Origin of the sequence: Paenibacillus germinis (genome assembly GCF_013141785.1) — a bacterium.
In the GTDB taxonomy this organism is placed as follows: domain Bacteria; phylum Bacillota; class Bacilli; order Paenibacillales; family NBRC-103111; genus Paenibacillus_E; species Paenibacillus_E phytorum.
Genome location: NZ_WHOC01000012.1, coordinates 1 through 16,778, shown reverse-complemented (window position 1 = coordinate 16,778; position 16,778 = coordinate 1). Strand labels below are relative to the sequence as shown.

Annotated in this window: 17 protein-coding genes; 6 read left to right on the top strand and 11 right to left on the bottom strand. The window is 45.1% G+C overall.

Translation table 11 applies throughout. From position 1 onward, the window contains the following. Positions 1 to 8 precede the first annotated feature (8 nt). From GC102_RS01705 to GC102_RS01685, 5 genes are all read left to right on the top strand, one after another. The gene (locus GC102_RS01705; RefSeq protein ID WP_171687950.1) at positions 9 to 971 is read left to right on the top strand and encodes a carbohydrate ABC transporter permease; all 963 of its coding nucleotides are present in this window, start codon (positions 9 to 11) and stop codon (positions 969 to 971) included. Further along, positions 968 to 1,819: a carbohydrate ABC transporter permease gene (locus GC102_RS01700; protein ID WP_171643598.1), complete on the top strand. Its 852-nt coding sequence runs from the start codon at positions 968 to 970 to the stop codon at positions 1,817 to 1,819. The genes GC102_RS01705 and GC102_RS01700 overlap by 4 nt, the downstream gene beginning before the upstream one ends. Positions 1,820 to 1,896: 77 nt before the next feature. Then, positions 1,897 to 3,657 (top strand): cache domain-containing sensor histidine kinase, encoded by a 1,761-nt coding sequence (locus GC102_RS40260; RefSeq protein WP_171687949.1) that lies wholly within the window; start codon positions 1,897 to 1,899, stop codon positions 3,655 to 3,657. Then, a complete protein-coding gene (locus tag GC102_RS01690) occupies positions 3,635 to 5,251 on the top strand; it encodes a response regulator transcription factor (RefSeq protein WP_171687948.1) in 1,617 nt (538 codons plus the stop codon). Before GC102_RS40260 ends, GC102_RS01690 begins: the two co-directional genes overlap by 23 nt. Positions 5,252 to 5,386: 135 nt before the next feature. Further along, a complete protein-coding gene (locus GC102_RS01685) occupies positions 5,387 to 6,703 on the top strand; it encodes an ABC transporter substrate-binding protein (protein ID WP_171687947.1) in 1,317 nt (438 codons plus the stop codon). Positions 6,704 to 6,831: 128 nt separating this feature from the next. Here GC102_RS01685 and GC102_RS01680 read toward each other — a convergent pair whose 3' ends face one another. The 11 genes from GC102_RS01680 to GC102_RS01630 all read right to left on the bottom strand — a co-directional run bounded on the left by GC102_RS01680 (position 6,832) and on the right by GC102_RS01630 (position 16,319). After that, positions 6,832 to 7,317: a hypothetical protein gene (locus tag GC102_RS01680; protein ID WP_216627914.1), complete on the bottom strand. Its 486-nt coding sequence runs from the start codon at positions 7,315 to 7,317 to the stop codon at positions 6,832 to 6,834. A 102-nt stretch (positions 7,318 to 7,419) separates the two neighbouring features. Beyond that, complete coding sequence (locus GC102_RS01675) at positions 7,420 to 7,575, bottom strand: hypothetical protein (protein ID WP_171687946.1); 156 nt, start codon at positions 7,573 to 7,575, stop codon at positions 7,420 to 7,422. A gap of 194 nt (positions 7,576 to 7,769) precedes the next feature. Beyond that, entirely contained in the window at positions 7,770 to 7,970 is a 201-nt protein-coding gene (locus GC102_RS01670; protein WP_028555213.1) for a cold-shock protein, read from the bottom strand. A gap of 175 nt (positions 7,971 to 8,145) precedes the next feature. Further along, a complete protein-coding gene (locus tag GC102_RS01665) occupies positions 8,146 to 8,358 on the bottom strand; it encodes a helix-turn-helix domain-containing protein (RefSeq protein WP_171643602.1) in 213 nt (70 codons plus the stop codon). Positions 8,359 to 8,371: 13 nt separating this feature from the next. Beyond that, positions 8,372 to 8,773 (bottom strand): pyrophosphohydrolase domain-containing protein, encoded by a 402-nt coding sequence (locus GC102_RS01660; RefSeq protein ID WP_171687945.1) that lies wholly within the window; start codon positions 8,771 to 8,773, stop codon positions 8,372 to 8,374. A gap of 475 nt (positions 8,774 to 9,248) precedes the next feature. Beyond that, entirely contained in the window at positions 9,249 to 9,788 is a 540-nt protein-coding gene (locus GC102_RS01655; protein WP_171687944.1) for a C40 family peptidase, read from the bottom strand. A gap of 162 nt (positions 9,789 to 9,950) precedes the next feature. Further along, the gene (locus GC102_RS01650) at positions 9,951 to 11,147 is read right to left on the bottom strand and encodes a response regulator (protein ID WP_171687943.1); all 1,197 of its coding nucleotides are present in this window, start codon (positions 11,145 to 11,147) and stop codon (positions 9,951 to 9,953) included. A gap of 3 nt (positions 11,148 to 11,150) precedes the next feature. After that, the gene (locus tag GC102_RS01645) at positions 11,151 to 12,998 is read right to left on the bottom strand and encodes a sensor histidine kinase (protein ID WP_376769341.1); all 1,848 of its coding nucleotides are present in this window, start codon (positions 12,996 to 12,998) and stop codon (positions 11,151 to 11,153) included. A gap of 84 nt (positions 12,999 to 13,082) precedes the next feature. Then, a complete protein-coding gene (locus GC102_RS01640; RefSeq protein WP_171643606.1) occupies positions 13,083 to 13,964 on the bottom strand; it encodes a carbohydrate ABC transporter permease in 882 nt (293 codons plus the stop codon). Between the two features lie 17 nt (positions 13,965 to 13,981). Beyond that, positions 13,982 to 14,872 carry a carbohydrate ABC transporter permease gene (locus GC102_RS01635; RefSeq protein WP_171687942.1) on the bottom strand — a complete coding sequence of 297 codons (891 nt, stop codon included), beginning with the start codon at positions 14,870 to 14,872 and terminating at the stop codon, positions 13,982 to 13,984. Positions 14,873 to 14,966: 94 nt separating this feature from the next. Then, on the bottom strand, positions 14,967 to 16,319 hold the full coding sequence (locus GC102_RS01630) for an extracellular solute-binding protein (protein ID WP_246320690.1): 1,353 nt from the start codon (positions 16,317 to 16,319) through the stop codon (positions 14,967 to 14,969). Between the two features lie 263 nt (positions 16,320 to 16,582). On the opposite strand from GC102_RS01630, the gene GC102_RS01625 reads away from it, so the two are divergent. After that, the coding region (locus GC102_RS01625) for a hypothetical protein (protein ID WP_171687941.1) at positions 16,583 to 16,778 on the top strand (196 nt) is incomplete at its 3' end.

Below are 16,778 nucleotides of genomic sequence, written 5' to 3'. Positions count from 1 at the left end.
TTATCCCAATGAAGCCTGAAACTAGATCGGCTCCCCAAAAGCTTTCTTCACGCAAAATAACAACGGCATTCACCCTGAAAGGACGCTGGGAATCGCCCATAGCTGGGTATCTATTTATTTCCCCGTGGTTACTTGGATTTCTGCTGTTAACCTTATGGCCGATGATTCAGTCGATGTATTACTCTTTCACGAAATATACGTTGTTAGATGCGCCAGAGTGGATTGGCCTAAGAAACTATGAGCGTATTTTTGCAGACGATGAAATGTTTCGTCAATCACTCCAAATAACGATTCTTTTCGTCGTTTTATCCGTGCCCATCAAACTCTTTAGCGCTTTAATGGTTGCGATGGTACTCAATAAGAAAATAAAAGGGATTTCTGTGTATCGAACGTTCATCTATTTGCCTTCATTAATAGGGAGCAGTATTGCTGTAGCTATTCTTTGGCAAAATATTTTCGGTATTAACGGTTTTATCAATCGATTTTTAAGTTATTTCGGTATTGAAGGCATCAGTTGGATTAGCAATCCCAATACAGCTCTAGGCACCTTGATTATTCTGGTTGCTTGGCAGTTTGGTTCTTCGATGGTTATTTTCCTAGCCGGATTAAAACAAATACCTGCCGAGTTATACGAGGCTTCTTCCGTGGATGGGGCATCTAAAGTCAGACAGTTTTTCAGTATTACCTTACCTATGCTGTCGCCTGTTCTGTTGTTTAATCTTGTGCTGCAGACAATCGGTTCCTTTCAAATGTTTACCCAAGCCTTCATTATTACGAAAGGCGGACCTATTAACTCCACGTATATGTACGCTTTATACCTATATGATCGCGCTTTTTCTAGATATGAGATGGGTTATGCTTCCGCTCTGGCATGGATACTCCTAGTGGTGATTGCGATCGTAACAGCTTTAATTTTCGCCTCATCCCGTTACTGGGTATTCTATGAAACAGAAGGAGGGAGAAGAAAATGAGAAACCAACTAATTGGAGCACGGACTTTTCGAACGCATTTCTTATTAGCACTGTTTAGTCTAGTCATGATATATCCCATGTTATGGTGGGTGGGAGCTGCCTTTAAATCGAACGCGGAGATGAGCTCGCCCAGCTTCTTTCCTACAGAGTGGTTATGGAGTAACTTCAGCCAAGGGTGGGTCGCCATTCCTAAGTTTACCTTTACTCATTTTTATCTGAATACCTTTGAACTGATTGCAGGAGTTCTTGTAACGTCTATCATTTCCTGCAGCTTGGTTGCTTTTGGTTTCGCTCGATTGGATTTTCCGCTGAAAAATTTCTGGTTTTCCATTCTGATGGTCACCCTGATGCTGCCAAGTCAAGTGACACTGGTTCCCCAGTACATCATGTTTAATACTTGGGGTTGGGTCAATACGTATCTGCCTTTCTATGTTCCACATGCCTTAGCAGGCGGTATCGGAGGACCCTTCTTTATCTTCCTGTTAGTACAGTTTATTCGCGGGATTCCGCGGGAGCTGGATGAATCGGCCAAAATGGACGGCTGCAGCTGGTTCGGCATTTACCTACGAATTGTACTGCCCTTAACGAAGCCCGCGCTCGTAACGGTCGCCATTTATTGTTTCCTTTGGAATTGGGACGATTTCTTCGGACACTTGCTGTATATCAATTCGGTGAGCAAATACACCGTCGGTCTTGCTTTGAAGCTGTTCGTCGACAGCCAATCAGCGCTTCCGTGGGGACAATTACTTGCCATGTCGCTCGTTTCTATTATTCCATCACTGATTCTCTTTTTTATGGCGCAGCGCCATTTTGTCGATGGCATTGCTTCAGGTGCAGTGAAAGGATAGAATAATATGATAGGAAAAAGGTTGCGCTACCGCAGCCTTTTTTCCACTTTTATGGAAGTAAATGAGGAGGAGCTGCTGTGTTTAACTTATTCAAGCGCGTTCGAATCGGTCGCCTGTTCTTTGGAAGCTTCGCCGCATTCATTGCCGTGCTGCTGCTCATTTCCTCCTGGATCAGCTACAGCCTAACTTCACGCGAGCTAGCTGACAACACCGCTAATTATCAGCAGGATCTGTTAAATGAATTGAATAAGCGCTTGGTCACTCAGTTGAACTCTATTGAGCAGATGTCTAATGCAGCCTCTAGAAATATCGATATTATCGGGTATGATCCTCTGGAGACTGACTTATTTGAGCTAAAAAAGCGTAAGGAAGATTTGGCTAATCTACTTGCCAGCATTACCTACAGCACGACAATGGTGCAATCCATTTATTTATATATCGAACACCCGTTTGTGACAGATGCTCAGGGGCCAATTCGCGTTTATGACTTAAAGAGGGTGAAGGATGAGGATTGGTTTTCGGACATCCAAAATAATGATTTTGCCTGGGTAAAAGAACGTACGATTCAAACCAATAAAGGCTCCCTATCGGTTACTAGCTTTGCAAGAAAGCTTTATAATAACTCAGGCATCTATTATGGCTTGCTCTTACTCAATGTGAAATCATCCGAAATCCAGAATTTGATTCGAGGTGAAACGGAGGGAAGAAGCAGACTGTTAGTTGATGCTGGCGGCAGAACCATTGCTGCCATAGGTGATCCGCACTTACAAGAGAGTGAGCTGGAGAAGATTAGGTTGCTTAAGGAGAAGTCCGGAAGTGTTCATTTAAAAGCGAAACAACAAAATGAATCCTTACTCGTTTGGAGTAAATCCCCTTCGAACTGGACACTCGTTGAGGTGACACCGTGGAAGAGCATTGTCCATGGCAGTATTCGATTAGCGCTAATTCTCTTAACCATTGGCTTATCTGCCATTTTTATCGCTTCCTTTTTCACTTTCTTTATATCCAGACAATTCACCAATCCCATTCGACTTTTGGTTGCTTTTATGAATAAGCTTCCTGATCGGGGTCTTGTTTCGGACTTGCCTACAGACTACACCAACGAGTTTGGAAATTTATTTAACGGCTATCGCAAACAAATGGAACGCATTGAGGAACTTTTAACCTCATTGAAAGCTCAGCACAAGCGCCAACGAGAAGCCGAAATTAAGGCGCTGCAGGCCATGATTAATCCCCATTTTCTGTACAACACATTGGATCAATTAAACTGGCTAGCTATTGATTCCGGTCAAACTAAAATCAGCAAGATCCTTTCCTTAATGGGTAAAATGTTTCGCATCGGCCTATCCAATGGTGAGACATTGATTCCCATCGCAGACGAGATGACGCATGTCGAATGTTATTTGCAAATTCAGCAAATTCGTTGGGGTGATCGCCTGGCATTCACCATCACCGTCGATGAAACAGCCAAAGACCTCTTTATACCGAGACTTACCCTGCAGCCTTTTATCGAAAATGCGATCATCCACGGTTTTCACGGGCGAAAAAAAGGAGAAATCCGAGTAAGTGTGCAGCTGCTAGGGCAAGACATCCAATTTCAAGTTTGGGATGATGGTGTTGGGCTGCGACCCGATTGGGATCAACCTAAAGCAAGAAAAACAGGCGGTTACGGATTGCGAAACGTGAAAGAACGAATTGAGGCTTATTTCGGGCCTCCTTATGGGGTCCATATTACAAGCTCTGAAGGCAGGGGCACCGAAGTCACCATTCTATTGCCGCAAATCCAAAATAAAGAAGAAGTCGAGGAGAGGTATCATGTGGAAAATACTCATTATTGATGACGACTTTCAAGTGTTGGAAGGTATGAAGAAGGCGATTCCTTGGGAGTCCATTGACGCAGAATTAGTGGGTGAAGCCAGTGATGGCGCCGAAGGTCTAGAGATGGTCCGACAAACTCAGCCGGATATCGTGATTACGGATATTTACATGCCTGTGATGAACGGCCTGGAAATGATCGAGAAGCTCCGAGAAACTAACTTTCCCGGTGAGCTGATTATCCTTAGCGGTTACGCTGACTTCCAGTATGCAAGGCAGGCATTGCGGCTGCAGGTTAGTGATTATTTGTCCAAGCCCGTAACCATCGAAGAACTGGGTGCTGTGCTAACCAAAGTCATTAAAGAACTGGAAATGAAAGAACTAAAAAAAATAGAGCAAGAAGAAGTCAAAAGAAGGCTGATGATGTATGAGCCTTTTGTGCAACAAGAATGGCTCAAGTCGGTCATTACCGGCACCTTTAATGAAACGATTGCCGCGGAAAGCATTCAGCTATCTGAACAAGCTTACTGGCTGCAAAGAAATCACCTCGTGATGGGCATAGAGCTGATGAGCACAGTTCGCACGGCTAACTTATCGTTAATCGATTGGAATTTGTTTCGTTTTGCATTAGCCAATATTATTAGAGAAATCTTGACCGAAGATTGGCCAGAATCCGACTTTATCGAGCTTCACAGCCATCATGCTGCGATTATGTTTCATATAGAGCGTTCGAGTGGGGCAGATGAGGCGGTACGTAGGATTCAATTGATTGGCGAGCGTATCACGGACTGTGTCCTTACTTATCTGCGTCTAACGATCCGTCTAGGGCTTGGCCATATGAAGGAATCCTGGCAGGAAATATCGGATTCCACCGAGGAAGCCTTTCTAGATTTATTACAAATGACCATCATCCCGCCGCTTGCACGAGAACATCCATCTACGGTTCCATCAGAGAAGGAACTTGCTATTCGTCCAATTAAGTTTTATCAAGAGCTTGCGGAAGCGATTGTCTATTCCAAAGAAGAAACCGCTGCACAGATTGTGGAAGCTTATATCAACCGTCTGCAAACCATGTCAACCATAACCCCGGCTTACTTGCAGTATTTATGTACAGAGCTGTGGACCATATTTGCTTACTCCTTATACAGCGTAGGTATTGTGCTTGATGAACTGTTTCCAGAAATGAAGCTGCAGCCGGAAATTAGTCAAATCCAAAGACCAGAGCAATTGGAGCAATGGTTGCGGGGCAAAATTCATATTATTGCTACCAGCCGTCATTGGAACGAGAATTCCAAACATAAAGAAGCGGTTGATTTCATGATTCAGTATGCACACGATCATTATGCCGAAGAGATCAGCTTGGAAGATATGTCGAAGCAGCTTTACTTGTCTCGCAATTATTTGAATCAAATATTCAAGAAAGCGACCGGTGAAACCTTCACGAACTACGTCATACAAGTGCGGATGAAGAAGGCGCAAGCACTTCTGGCCGAAGGCAAATATTTGATTTATGAGATATCCGAGAAAGTCGGCTATAAAAACGTCCCTTATTTTAGCTCTATTTTCAAAAAATATAATGGAATTAGCCCGAGTGAAGTCAGTAAGAGTGGGTTATAACCGGGAATGTACCTATTTGTCATCATATTGTGATCAATAGTGAAAGAAGTGTGTTCATTACTCTCCTTTTTCTTCTTTTTAGTTGTCCTATAATTAAACTTGTAAAGATAATGAGGTAGTGAAAGGGGATTTTCAATGAACGTGCAGATGAGAAAATGGAGCATGCTCTCGATGACTGCCATGATAGCGCTGTCCCTAAGTGCATGTGGTTCCGGAAATACACCAAGTGCTACGGGGAGCAGCCCTGCTGCAACGCCGGCACCCGCGGCTACAACCTCCCAACCCGTTAAGCTTCGCATTGTATGGTGGGGTTCACAGGCAAGGCACGACGCTACATTAAAAGCACTAGATGCGTATACAAAGAAATATCCGAACGTGACTTTTGAGCCAGAATTTTCTGGGTTTGATGGATACGCGGATAAGCTGGCTACTCAAGCTGCAGCCAAAAATGCTCCTGATATTATCCAAATGGATCCGGCATGGTTAGCCGAGTATGCAGGCAGAAACCAGCTGGCTGACTTATCCAAAGGCATTCGTACCGAAGATATCGACAAATCGCTCGTGGATTCAGGGAAATTTAAAGATAAGCTATATGCCATCGCGCTAGGCAATAATGCAACTGGCATGATCTACAATAAGAATGCCGTTGATAAACTAGGGATTACCCCTCCCAAAAACGGTTGGACATGGGATGAATACTTCCAATTTGGTAAAGATGCTAAAGCTAAGCTTGATAAAGACAAATATGTGTTGATGGATGCAACATCCGAGTACACCACGTATTCTGCTTATCAAATTAGTCAGGGTAAAGGCTACCCGATCACCGAGGACGGCAAATTCAACTTCGATAAAGATACGTGGCTGACCTTTGTTAAGAAATATGCGGAGCTGCGAACAGCCGGAGTTATTCCTCCCGCAGAAATCGCTAGCACAGACAAAGAGTCTGATGCTAAGCTCGATCTAATGAACAATGACAGCGTATTGATGAAACGTACTTTCGCTGCGCTATTCCCAGGCTACGAGGGTGTAAAACCAGGGGCTTACTCACTTATTTCTCAGCCTAAAGGAACAAAGTCCAGTGGTTGGCTGAAGCCTTCTATGTTCTGGTCGGTAAGTGCTGATTCCAAGTATGCGGAAGAATCCAAGAAATTCATCGACTGGTTCGTGAATGATAGCGAAGCCGCAGACATTCTAACGACAACAAGAGGCGTGCCAGTTTCCAAGAAAATGCTTGATTACCTAACACCTAAGTTAACTCCAGCAGATAAATTGCAAATTGAACTCATTAAAACTGTTGCTCCTGATGCTCAGCCTTTCAATGCTGGGGCTAAAGGTTGGAGTAATTATACGGCTAAAGATTATAAGAGTATCGGTGAAAAAGTGATGTTCGGCAAAATAACGCCAGAAGCTGCTTATGATGAACTTGTGAAAAAGGCGAAGGATTATCAATAAACTCCAGATTAAATGCAAAGAGAACCCAAGCAAGGTCAGGGATGTACTCCCAGAACTTGCTTGGGTTCTCTTTGCTAAAACCTTAACATTTATCATTATTTAAGGTACGCTATAACCCTCTAGAGGACTCATTTGTTTAAAGTATCCTTTAATACAATTAGGATTAATAACACATATTTGGATATGATTCTTTTCCTTAAAACCTGCACCAGGATAAAGTTCATTCCCTTCAAAAAATACTCCTCGAACAGAATCATACTGTTTAAGGCCCGATTAAATTCATGTACTGACTGAATCACAGCACAATCCAAAAACCACAGAAGCAAATCTCGGCTCTCATTTCCACGTCCATTTTTATTGCTAGGCATCGGAGTACCCAATTTTTCCATTTTTATCTTCAATATTTCAAAGCCTCGTTTTAGCACGTCCAGCGAGCTTTGCTCTAATAAATTTAAACAATGCCCCAAATCAATAACTGCACCAATTGAAGCCGGTTCAGATATTAGATTTCTAGATCTAACGGGCTTATCCTTTAACATAAGAGCATAATCAGCTGCCCTTTTGGGGATTATTTTCCCAGAAATAAATTCCGGGTCCAAGCCAGTCGTAATCATTTTCGCTAGCTCTCATAGAATCTTGATGCATCAAAATCCTATCAGCAATCGATTGATCACATCCATGAAAGCCAAGTACGAAATTAGGCAAATTAAAGTACATCATTGTTCTTTATATTGGGGCATTAGTTTACCATCTTTATCAACAATACCGGCTTTGGTTAAGAAGTCCAGCGACTTTTCACGCGGCTCCTCAACAATCTTCTTTATATACTCATCAAGTATTTCAATATATTTATTATGTTCAGTGACCGTCATTGTCATCACCTCGACTATTAATATTCAAATTATAACACTGAACAACTCGTGCTCCCAATAGTTGTTTACCTTTCTGCTCGGTAGAGTCTTTCCAAAAAAAATAAAACACTAATGGAGCAGAACGCAAAAAAGAACGACCCTCAACGTAATGTTAAGAGGCCGTTCTTCGAGAATGCTATTTGTGCAAGCTAAGCTTACAGTTTTACAACGTTCTCAGCTTGTGGTCCGCGGTTGCCTTGAACTACGTTGAACTCAACGCGTTGGCCTTCGTCCAAAGATTTGAAACCTTCGCCAGTGATTGCGGAGAAATGTACGAATACATCGTTGCCGCCTTCAACTTCGATAAAGCCAAATCCTTTTTCTGCGTTAAACCATTTTACTGTTCCTACTGCCATGGGTAATACCTCCAAAGTTTTATTAACATGTCTTTTTTCTTGTTTCGAACAAAAAAATTACACATTGGAAAAGGTTTCATTAACTTAATGATAACCCTTTGCAATACGCAATTCAGGGTGAATCTTTAAGACTTAACATTACTTTACCACACAATATCGTGTAATGCAATTATCCCTAGAAGGGATTTCTTGCTAAAGATAAGAACTCTTCCCTGTCCTCTAATTTCAAGGCAATAGCTAGTGCTAATGCGACATCTTTCGACGGCTCGATTCGACCATTTTCGATAGAATTCAGGATGGAATAGCTGATTCCAGCCTTCTCCCCGAGCTTTCGGAGAGTTAAATTTTGCTGCTGTCTGAGCTCTTTTAATTTCGTATGAAACGCCACTGCTGCGCCCTCCTCAGCCATTTTGGTTGCCTTGCTGTCTGCGAATTTCAGCTTTAATTTTGTCGAATGGATCCTGCCATTGGGGGGGCTTGATGGTCTTGCCGGTCTCATTTTTATGAACTTGTCCATCGGGCCATACCTTGGACATATTTGCATGCTGAACAATATCAAAAATCGGTCCAGGCTCCACACCCATTTCAACCAACGTACCAAGGACAAAATATAACTCATCAATCATCGCATCCACTTCGTCTTCCAGTGTGGCTGCTTCTTTAAACTCCTGGAGTTCTTCTTCCATCCAAGCTAGACGAGCTGCTTTGCGGCTTTCGGAAAGGCGCTGTGGGGATGTGCCTACTGGATGCTCAAACGTTTCATGAAACTTTTTAACATCATCAAATGCTTTTTTTAAGGTCATTTCGTTTCTTCTGCTCCCTTGCAAACGGTTTTCTTTTATATACCATTTAAAAGTGTCCTCGGTCAACAAAAAGCCCTAACTTCGATTCTCCTATCAATGGTGATGCTTCACCATGAAAGGAGATCGAGTGAGGGCTTTGAGGAGGTAGATTGAGGCTAAGCGCGGTTTTCGCGCTTATCGCCATGGGAGCGCTCAGTTAAGCGCGGAAAACGCGCTTATCTCCGCGAGAGTGGTTCAATAAGCTCGATTTCCGTGCTTATTGGACTGCGACGCGGGCGCGGGCGGCTCGTTTTGCCACTTTAAGCGCGGTTTTCGCGCTTATTCCTGCGGCGGTACTCCAATAAGCGTGTTTTACGCACTTATCTCCACCGGAGCGCTTCAATAAGCTCGTTTTTCGCGCTTATTGGACTGCGACGCGGGTGCGGACGGCAAGCAGCTAAAGCGCAATTTTCGCGCCTTAGCTGCTTGTCCATTTTTATAAATGACGGCCAGTAATAAATCTGTCTTTCCAGTAACCCGTATTTAGATCGCGGATAACTACACCGGAACTGGTTGTGTTGCTAATAAACTTACCATTTCCTAAATAGATGCCAACGTGATTAATACGGCCTGGTTTGCTAACACTAAAGAAAACAAGATCGCCTTTTCTTAACTGCGATTTATACTTAACACGAGTTCCTAACTTCGCTTGCGCGCTTGATCCCCAAGGAATCGTGACGCCATTCTTTTTAAACACCATTTGTGTAAAAGCAGAGCAGTCTAAGATTAAACGATTCGTATCTCTTACGCCAAATCCGTAGCGAACTTTACCTATATAGTATTTTGCAGTACGTATGATACCGTCAGCTTTGCTGGCGCTCGTTGCGCTTGCACTGTAGGTTGTGGCAGCCGCAGCATCTGTTGCTGCATGAGCAGACTGTGTATTAAGGAACATCGTTCCTGAAGTTAACAAGGAAAGACTTAGGCTTATCCCCACTAACGATTTGCTAAGGCGGTTGGTTTTCACTAATAGCATGATTGGACTTCCTCCTTCATGGATCGTGGTGTGATGGGCTTGTTTGCCCTGATAACACCTTACCACACCACGATCACCCAGTATTTACCTGAAAAGGGAGAAAGACAAGCCACGCCTAGCATTATCCGCCATTCTTAGAATTCCATGAGAATTTGATGAGAATCATTCCCTTGACACATATTTATCCAATTTATCACCTGCGTTCTCCTGGCGATATTCCGAAGGGGTTACGCCGTATTTTTTGCGGAAAACTTGCGAGAAGTGGCGCATATCATGGTACCCGATACGTTCAGCCACGTCAGCGAGCTTGAGCTTGGGATTCATCAGCAGCTGCTTAGCCTGCTCCAATCGCAGGTGAATTACGTACTCCTTGAAGCCTTGACCCGTCTTCTGCTTAAAAAGCTGGCTGAAGTAGACTGAGTTTAGGTAAACGATCGAAGCGACCTTCTCTAGCGATAGATCGGCATGGTAGTGTGTGCGGATATATTGCAGGGCAACTTCTATGGAGCGATCGCTGCCGCTGGCATGGTGCTCGTAGACCTGCGTCGTAGACGCTTGCCTCATGCGTTGTACTTCTGCCGGCACTGCCTGGAAGCAATCGATCAGCTCGGAGCTCATCATCTGGAAGGGCACTTTCAGGTACTTCACGAGATGGCTGCGCAGCTCATCCACAAGAAGAGTCAAGAAGCCACCTTCTGGCAGCGTGACTAGCCCTAGCAGGCTCTTGCTGTCGTGCACCGTCACGAAGCCCTTGCCGTAGCGCTCGATAAGCTCGAGCAGGACGTTCTCGATAATGAAATTTTCGAGGAAGACGGGCTTATCGGTCTCCATTTTAACCATGATGAGGTGAAAATAAGGATGCTGCTCCATGAAGGGTCCCATATCGATGCGGCCCGTGTCCAAACCTTGCGCAAAGCGCTGGAAGACGGCTTCCTGCAAGTATTTGCGGTTGGCCTTCAGCAGTTCGGCCTCTTCGATCAGCTCCGTATCACGCGTAACTTCTTCGCTAAGCTTGCTGATCATTTCGATCAAAACCTCTTTGCCGATCGGCTTAAGCAAATAGTCCTTCGCCCCTAGCCGCACTGCCTCCTGTGCATAGGTAAACTCCGAATAGGCCGAAATGACAACCCATTTCACATGGGGGTGGCGGCTCCGAGACATATTCATAAGCTCTAGGCCAGTCATGCCCGGCATCAGAATGTCTGTGAGAACGATGTGAATCGGATGGCTCCGTAGCAGCGTGACGGCTTGCTCCGCATTCGCGGCCAGATGAACCCGATGCTCGGGGAAACGGTTCTGCAGCGTACGCTGAATGCCCTCTCGTATGACTGTTTCATCATCTACGATGAGAATGTCCATGGTTTACATTCCTTTCCTAGGAAGCGGCATCGCGATGATGACCGTTGTTCCTTCCCCTTGTTTACTATGAATACGGAGCCCGTAGGCATCTCCAAACATTAACGTTATGCGGCGGTGAACATTGGTGAGTCCAATGCCCCGCCTTGTTTTCACAGAAGGACTTGCCGCTTGGATGGAGCTTGGCGCTATAGGCTGCTCCATTTTCATCGAGGCCACTCTACCACTTACCTCCGTTGTGTCAGCGCGCAGCAGCTCCTGCATCTCCTCTAAGGTGCTCTCCGGGATGCCGACCCCGTTATCCTTAACAATGATATGAAGCTCTTGCTCATGGACCTCCGTAAATACACAGAGATTACCCGGCTCACGGGATGGCTCCAGCCCATATTTAACAGCATTCTCGATGATCGGCTGCAAGGTCATTTTCGGGAGGATGACATCCAGATAATCGGGATCAATTTGTATGTCTGTGCTAACTCTACCCTCTAAACGGCTTTCAATAATCGTGATGTAATGCCGCATTTGATCCAGCTCCTGCTGCAGCGTCGTCTTAGACGCTTCCTGCCAGTCGCTGCTGTATCGAAACATGTGGGACAGGGCTAAGATCACCTTGCCCAATCGATCGTTCTCCCGCTCATCCAGCATCCAATAAATCATATCCAGTGTGTTATAGAGGAAATGAGGGTTAACCTGCGATTGAAGCGCCTGCAGCTCCGCATTCTTCTCACTCATGGAGGCTAGAGTAATACGTTCAATGAGCTCATCCATCCGATTCACCATCCGGTTAAAGGATGATACCAATGAATTGATTTCCTCGAAGGACTTTACCGTTACTGAGCCTTTGAAGTTCCCCATCTCCACTTGCTTCATCTCACGAATCAGCAGCTTGAGCGGTGAAGCGATGTTCCGGGAAATAATGCTCGCCAGGACCGTCGATAGAATGACCAGTGCAATAATAACGAGGTATAAATACTCTCTAGTCCTCACAACCTCGGCGTTGATATCCTCTTTTGGAGTCAAACCAAGCACAGTCCAATCGGACATCTTCGCTTTCGCAGCGACGAGGAGATGATCCGTTCGATCATCAACGATGATCTCATTCGTTTGAGGACGCGGAAGCCCGCTGAAAAAAGGAGGAATGACTTTCTCTTCTGCGGTAGAAGCAATCATCCGATCTTCCCGGTCAACAATATACACCTGGCTGTTCGGGCTGATGGTGACATTCGAAAGAGCGGCAAGAATCGGCTGCGGATTCGTTTCAATGAGCATAACGCCTATCACCCGGTGGTCGGTTAAATCGTACAGCTTGCGCCCGAATATGAATAACGGATCCTTCTGAAACTGATTGATGACAGAGCCTTGGAAAAGCCCAAGCCATACCATTTCTCCCGATGAATCCTGCAGCTTCCGGTACCACTCCGAGGATGGATAGTTCGTGTCCATAACACTATGGAATCCTCGTTCGTAGTTATAGTTTTTGCCGGCATTCGTAATCACATGAATTCCGACAATATCATCGCGCGAGTAATAGATAGCCCCTAAGATATTGGTAATCGTGCGCTCATTAATAATGCTAACAGCTTCATCCTTATTGGTGTCGCGATCCTGGATTAATCTGAGCATCTCAAAATTGCTGTTCAGTGATTTCGTGATACTATCATAGCCTTGCAGCAGCAAATCAAATAAACCTACCGTTTGAGAAATATTTTTCTCCGCCAAATCACTAATTTTACTATGGATAATTTGCGTTGTTTTTTTATAATAGAGCACGCTTCCCAGGAGAACGAGAACTAACATACAGGAGATAAATAGCAGAAATAGCCGGTTATGAATGGAGTGTAGGCCTCGTGTCACTTCGTTGTCGGTCCCCTTTCGTTATAAGCTACTTCCCATTTTATCATAGGCATCCCAAGAAACAGCAAAAAGAGAGGGGTGAAATTAACCCTTCACCGCTCCCGCTACCATACCTTTTGTAATTTTATCTGCTAACAAGAAATAGATGAGAATGACCGGCAGTGCGCCCAGTACTAAGAAGGCACCGATTGCTCCGTAATTGACCGAATATTGACTAACGAAGCTGTTCACCCCGAAAGGCAGCGTCTTCAGCCGCTCGGACGAAATGAAAGTCGCCGCGAGAATGTATTCGTTCCAAATACTAATGAAAGTTAAAATACAGACTGTCATCATTGGAGGAATGGAAATCGGTAAGATGATACTGCGGAAGATCCGGAAAACCCCCGCGCCATCCATGACGGCGGATTCCTCAATCTCACTCGGAATGGATTTCATAAATCCACTGAGGATAAAGACCGCTATCGGCGTCTGGAACGCTATATAAGGAAGAATAATCGAAATATGCGTGTTCAGTGCGTGTAGATTTTTGAAAATAATCATGAGCGGCAATAGCGTTGCCTGCAGCGGAACCATCATTCCGATGAGAAAGATGACCATCACGACCTGACCGTATTTCCACCGGAATCGGGCGATTGCGAACGAGGTAAGGGAACTGAGCAGCAGGACGCTCACCATCGTAACCGAAGTGACGAATAGGCTGTTTTTCAAATATTGAAAATAGTGTCCCGCCTTGATCGCATCCGTGAAATTCTTCCATTGAAGCGTATGAGGGAGAGCAAAAAATTGGCCTGACAGGATTTCTTCATTGCTTTTTAATGAGTAAATGGCCAGCCAAAGCAGCGGATATACTTGCGTAACCACGAGTAGGGAAAGAAAAGCGATCACGATGATTTTGACGATAGAGAAGCGTTTGCGTCTCCGAATGGTTGCAGGCTTAGCCGAAGCTATTTCCCGTGCGGTCTGCATGGTAACACTCCCCTCCTTCATGAAAATCTTCTCTCTAGTCGGTTGAATACCGCATTAATAATAACCGTTGCGATCAAACACATGCCGACCAAGAAAGCCGCAATCGCGCTTCCGTACCCATATTTCATGGAGAGGAAGGACATGTTGTACATATGCGTGGAAATCACGTCTGTCGCGTGTGCCGGTCCCCCTGCGGTCATGACCATGACCATGTCGAACGCTTGCAGCGAGCCGATAAATGCGAGGACGATCGATATTTTAAAAATCGGAATATTCATAGGGAAAGTAATGTGCCAGTCGGCTTTAAGCCCCTCGGCTCCGTCAATCCGAGCTGCCTCATAAATATCAGCAGGGATGTTCTGAATACCGGTAAACTGGATCAGCGTATGGTAACCCAAGTACTGCCATAAGGCTACAAAATAGAGAGAATACATCGCAATCTTAGGATCTGTCAGCCACGATCTCGTCCAACCATGTAAATTCAACATATCGAGCACTTGATTGAGCATGCCCCCCATCGCGGCGGGGTTATAGATGGTTTTCCACAATTGACCGATGATGACGACGGATAAAATAACAGGTAAAAAGTAACTCGAAACGAGAAAATTCGGTTTTTTGATAAATCGGTTCAGGAGAATAGCCACACCTAAAGCGACCGGAATTTCAGCCATGGAAAACACAGCAAACATCAATGTACGGCGAACAGACGGCCAGAATACAGGGTCTGCGAAAAGCAGCGTTTGAAAATTTTTGAGACCAACGAATGTCGACTCGCCAATTCCGTTCCAATCCAGCAGTCCACTGTAAAGAGACACAAGAATCGGGACGAAAACGAGACTAACATAGATCAGCAAACACGGTAATACAAACATGGCAATTGTCCACTTGGAGACTCTTAACACATTCACTTGGCTCGCCTCCTTCCTGGCATATACCAATCGGAATTCACCTTCAGCCCATCGCGGCGCTCAAGATAAATTCCGATTCGGCTGCTAATTCATCTTATTTTTTATTCGTTTCGTAAGCGGTTTGGTGTTCTTTGCCCACTTCAGCAGGATCTTTCTTCTGTACGAAAAGGTTTTGTATACTTGTTAAGTGTCCTTGCGCTGTTCCTGGGTTCATCGTATTGTCGAAGGCAAGATCGCCGCCTTTTACTTGTTTGAACAAGCCAAGCACTTCCATCGCCATATCGGAGTAACCAGCGGCTTTGAAGTCGCCATCTACTTTTTGTGCGATACCTACAGCACCTTTTACAGCAAAAGCTTCTTTAGGGAAGTTCAGCATGAAATAGTTCAAGAAATCTTTGGTTTCTTTCAAATGTTTGCTGTTTGCAGAAATAGCGAACGCGCTTCCTGGAGCAAGCATGAACTCGTCTGGGTTCCCTTTACCTTTAACCGTTGGGAATTTGAACACGCCAACTTTACCATTAACGGAAGATGTTTCGATTCCGCCTGTTGCCCAGCTGCCCATGAAGTACATAGCGGCTTTGGCGGTTTTGAACAAGTTTTCGCCTGCGTTGTAGTCAAAAGATGTTGCGCCCTCTTGGAATGCGCCAGCTTGAACCAAGTCTTGGAAGCTGCTTACTGCTTCTGTGAATGCCGGATCAGCGAACGTCTTTTTGCCATCAACGACAGATTGCAGGAAGCCAGGACCGCCATTTGTGCGAAGCAGTACGTTCATGAACAAGAAGGAACCTGTCCAGGAATCTTTTTCACCGATCGCCATTGGCTGAATGCCTTTGCCTTTGAGTGTTTTTACCGCTGTAATCATTTCTTCGAAAGTCTTCGGCACTTCAACGCCAGCTTGCTTGAATAGATCTTTATTGTAATAAACGACTGCAATGTTATTACCGTCAGGTAGTGCGTAGATGTTGTTGTTGAACGTGTACCAGTTCAGAATACCTTCTTGGAACGTCCCCTTTAATCCGTTTTGATCAACCATGTCGTTCAGTGGCGCGAACAGGCCAGCATCGACGAAAGGTTTCATTTGCGCAGCAGGATTCACGATCGTGATGTCGGGAACCTCTTTGGAAGCGGCTTGCGTTTTAAGCTTCAGCTTTTGTTGATCTGTGTTTAGGGAGTCAAGCTCGATCTTGATGTTCGGATTTTTCGTTTGGTAATCGTTAACGATTTTCTTCAACATGCCGTTCTTTGGATCGGTTGGATCCGGATATATATTCTGGAACGTGATCGTAATGTTCTCCTGCTTTTTAGCTTGTGCTGTCGCCGTCGGTGCCGCGCTTGTTTTCGTATCTGTTGTGCTGCCGTTCGTGCTTCCGCCTGAACCGCATGCTGTTAAGCTGATAGCCAGAAAGCTAGCTGCAACGACGCTTAGTGCTTTATATTTAGTTACCAATGTGAATCCCCCTCGTTTGTTTGGTTGTTCTTGATGTCCTTATTATCGCTCGAAAATGGTAACCCTTACAATGTGGGAACTATAGGTATGATGTTTGATTTTTATAGGTTTATGTTGGGAATGGGGGAGGATGGTGGGAGTAACCGATGGAAACGAAGGATGGGAGTCACAAGCGGGAGTGAGGAAGAATTGATGGATGGAGGTGACTTGTGGGATTGCTGATGTGTGGAGGCAAGTAGGAGGGACTAAATGAGACTGCTGGTGTGAGGTCGCTGGTTCGAGTGACGTATGGGACTGCTGGTGTGGAGGCGGCTGGTTCGAGTAGCTGGTGGAGTGACGGAGTAGAATCTGCAGGCGGGAGCGACGGAGTAGAATCTGCAGGCGGGAGCGACGGAGTAGAATCGAAAGGCAGGAGTGACTGGTTGATAGCGACTGGTGGGAGCGACCCAAGTTGTATTT

Bases quoted from the DNA above. Each gene is read 5' to 3' on its own strand.
- GC102_RS01680 (WP_216627914.1), bottom strand. From the start codon at position 7,317: ATGATTACGACTGGCTTGGACCCGGAATTTATTTCTGGGAAAATAATC.
- GC102_RS01650 (WP_171687943.1), bottom strand. From the start codon at position 11,147: ATGGACATTCTCATCGTAGATGATGAAACAGTCATACGAGAGGGCATT.
- GC102_RS01640 (WP_171643606.1), bottom strand. From the start codon at position 13,964: ATGCAGACCGCACGGGAAATAGCTTCGGCTAAGCCTGCAACCATTCGG.
- GC102_RS01660 (WP_171687945.1), bottom strand. From the start codon at position 8,773: ATGACCTTAAAAAAAGCATTTGATGATGTTAAAAAGTTTCATGAAACG.
- GC102_RS01670 (WP_028555213.1), bottom strand. From the start codon at position 7,970: ATGGCAGTAGGAACAGTAAAATGGTTTAACGCAGAAAAAGGATTTGGC.
- GC102_RS01690 (WP_171687948.1), top strand. From the start codon at position 3,635: ATGTGGAAAATACTCATTATTGATGACGACTTTCAAGTGTTGGAAGGT.
- GC102_RS01655 (WP_171687944.1), bottom strand. From the start codon at position 9,788: ATGCTATTAGTGAAAACCAACCGCCTTAGCAAATCGTTAGTGGGGATA.
- GC102_RS01705 (WP_171687950.1), top strand. From the start codon at position 9: ATGAAGCCTGAAACTAGATCGGCTCCCCAAAAGCTTTCTTCACGCAAA.
- GC102_RS01700 (WP_171643598.1), top strand. From the start codon at position 968: ATGAGAAACCAACTAATTGGAGCACGGACTTTTCGAACGCATTTCTTA.
- GC102_RS01675 (WP_171687946.1), bottom strand. From the start codon at position 7,575: ATGACGGTCACTGAACATAATAAATATATTGAAATACTTGATGAGTAT.
- GC102_RS01685 (WP_171687947.1), top strand. From the start codon at position 5,387: ATGAACGTGCAGATGAGAAAATGGAGCATGCTCTCGATGACTGCCATG.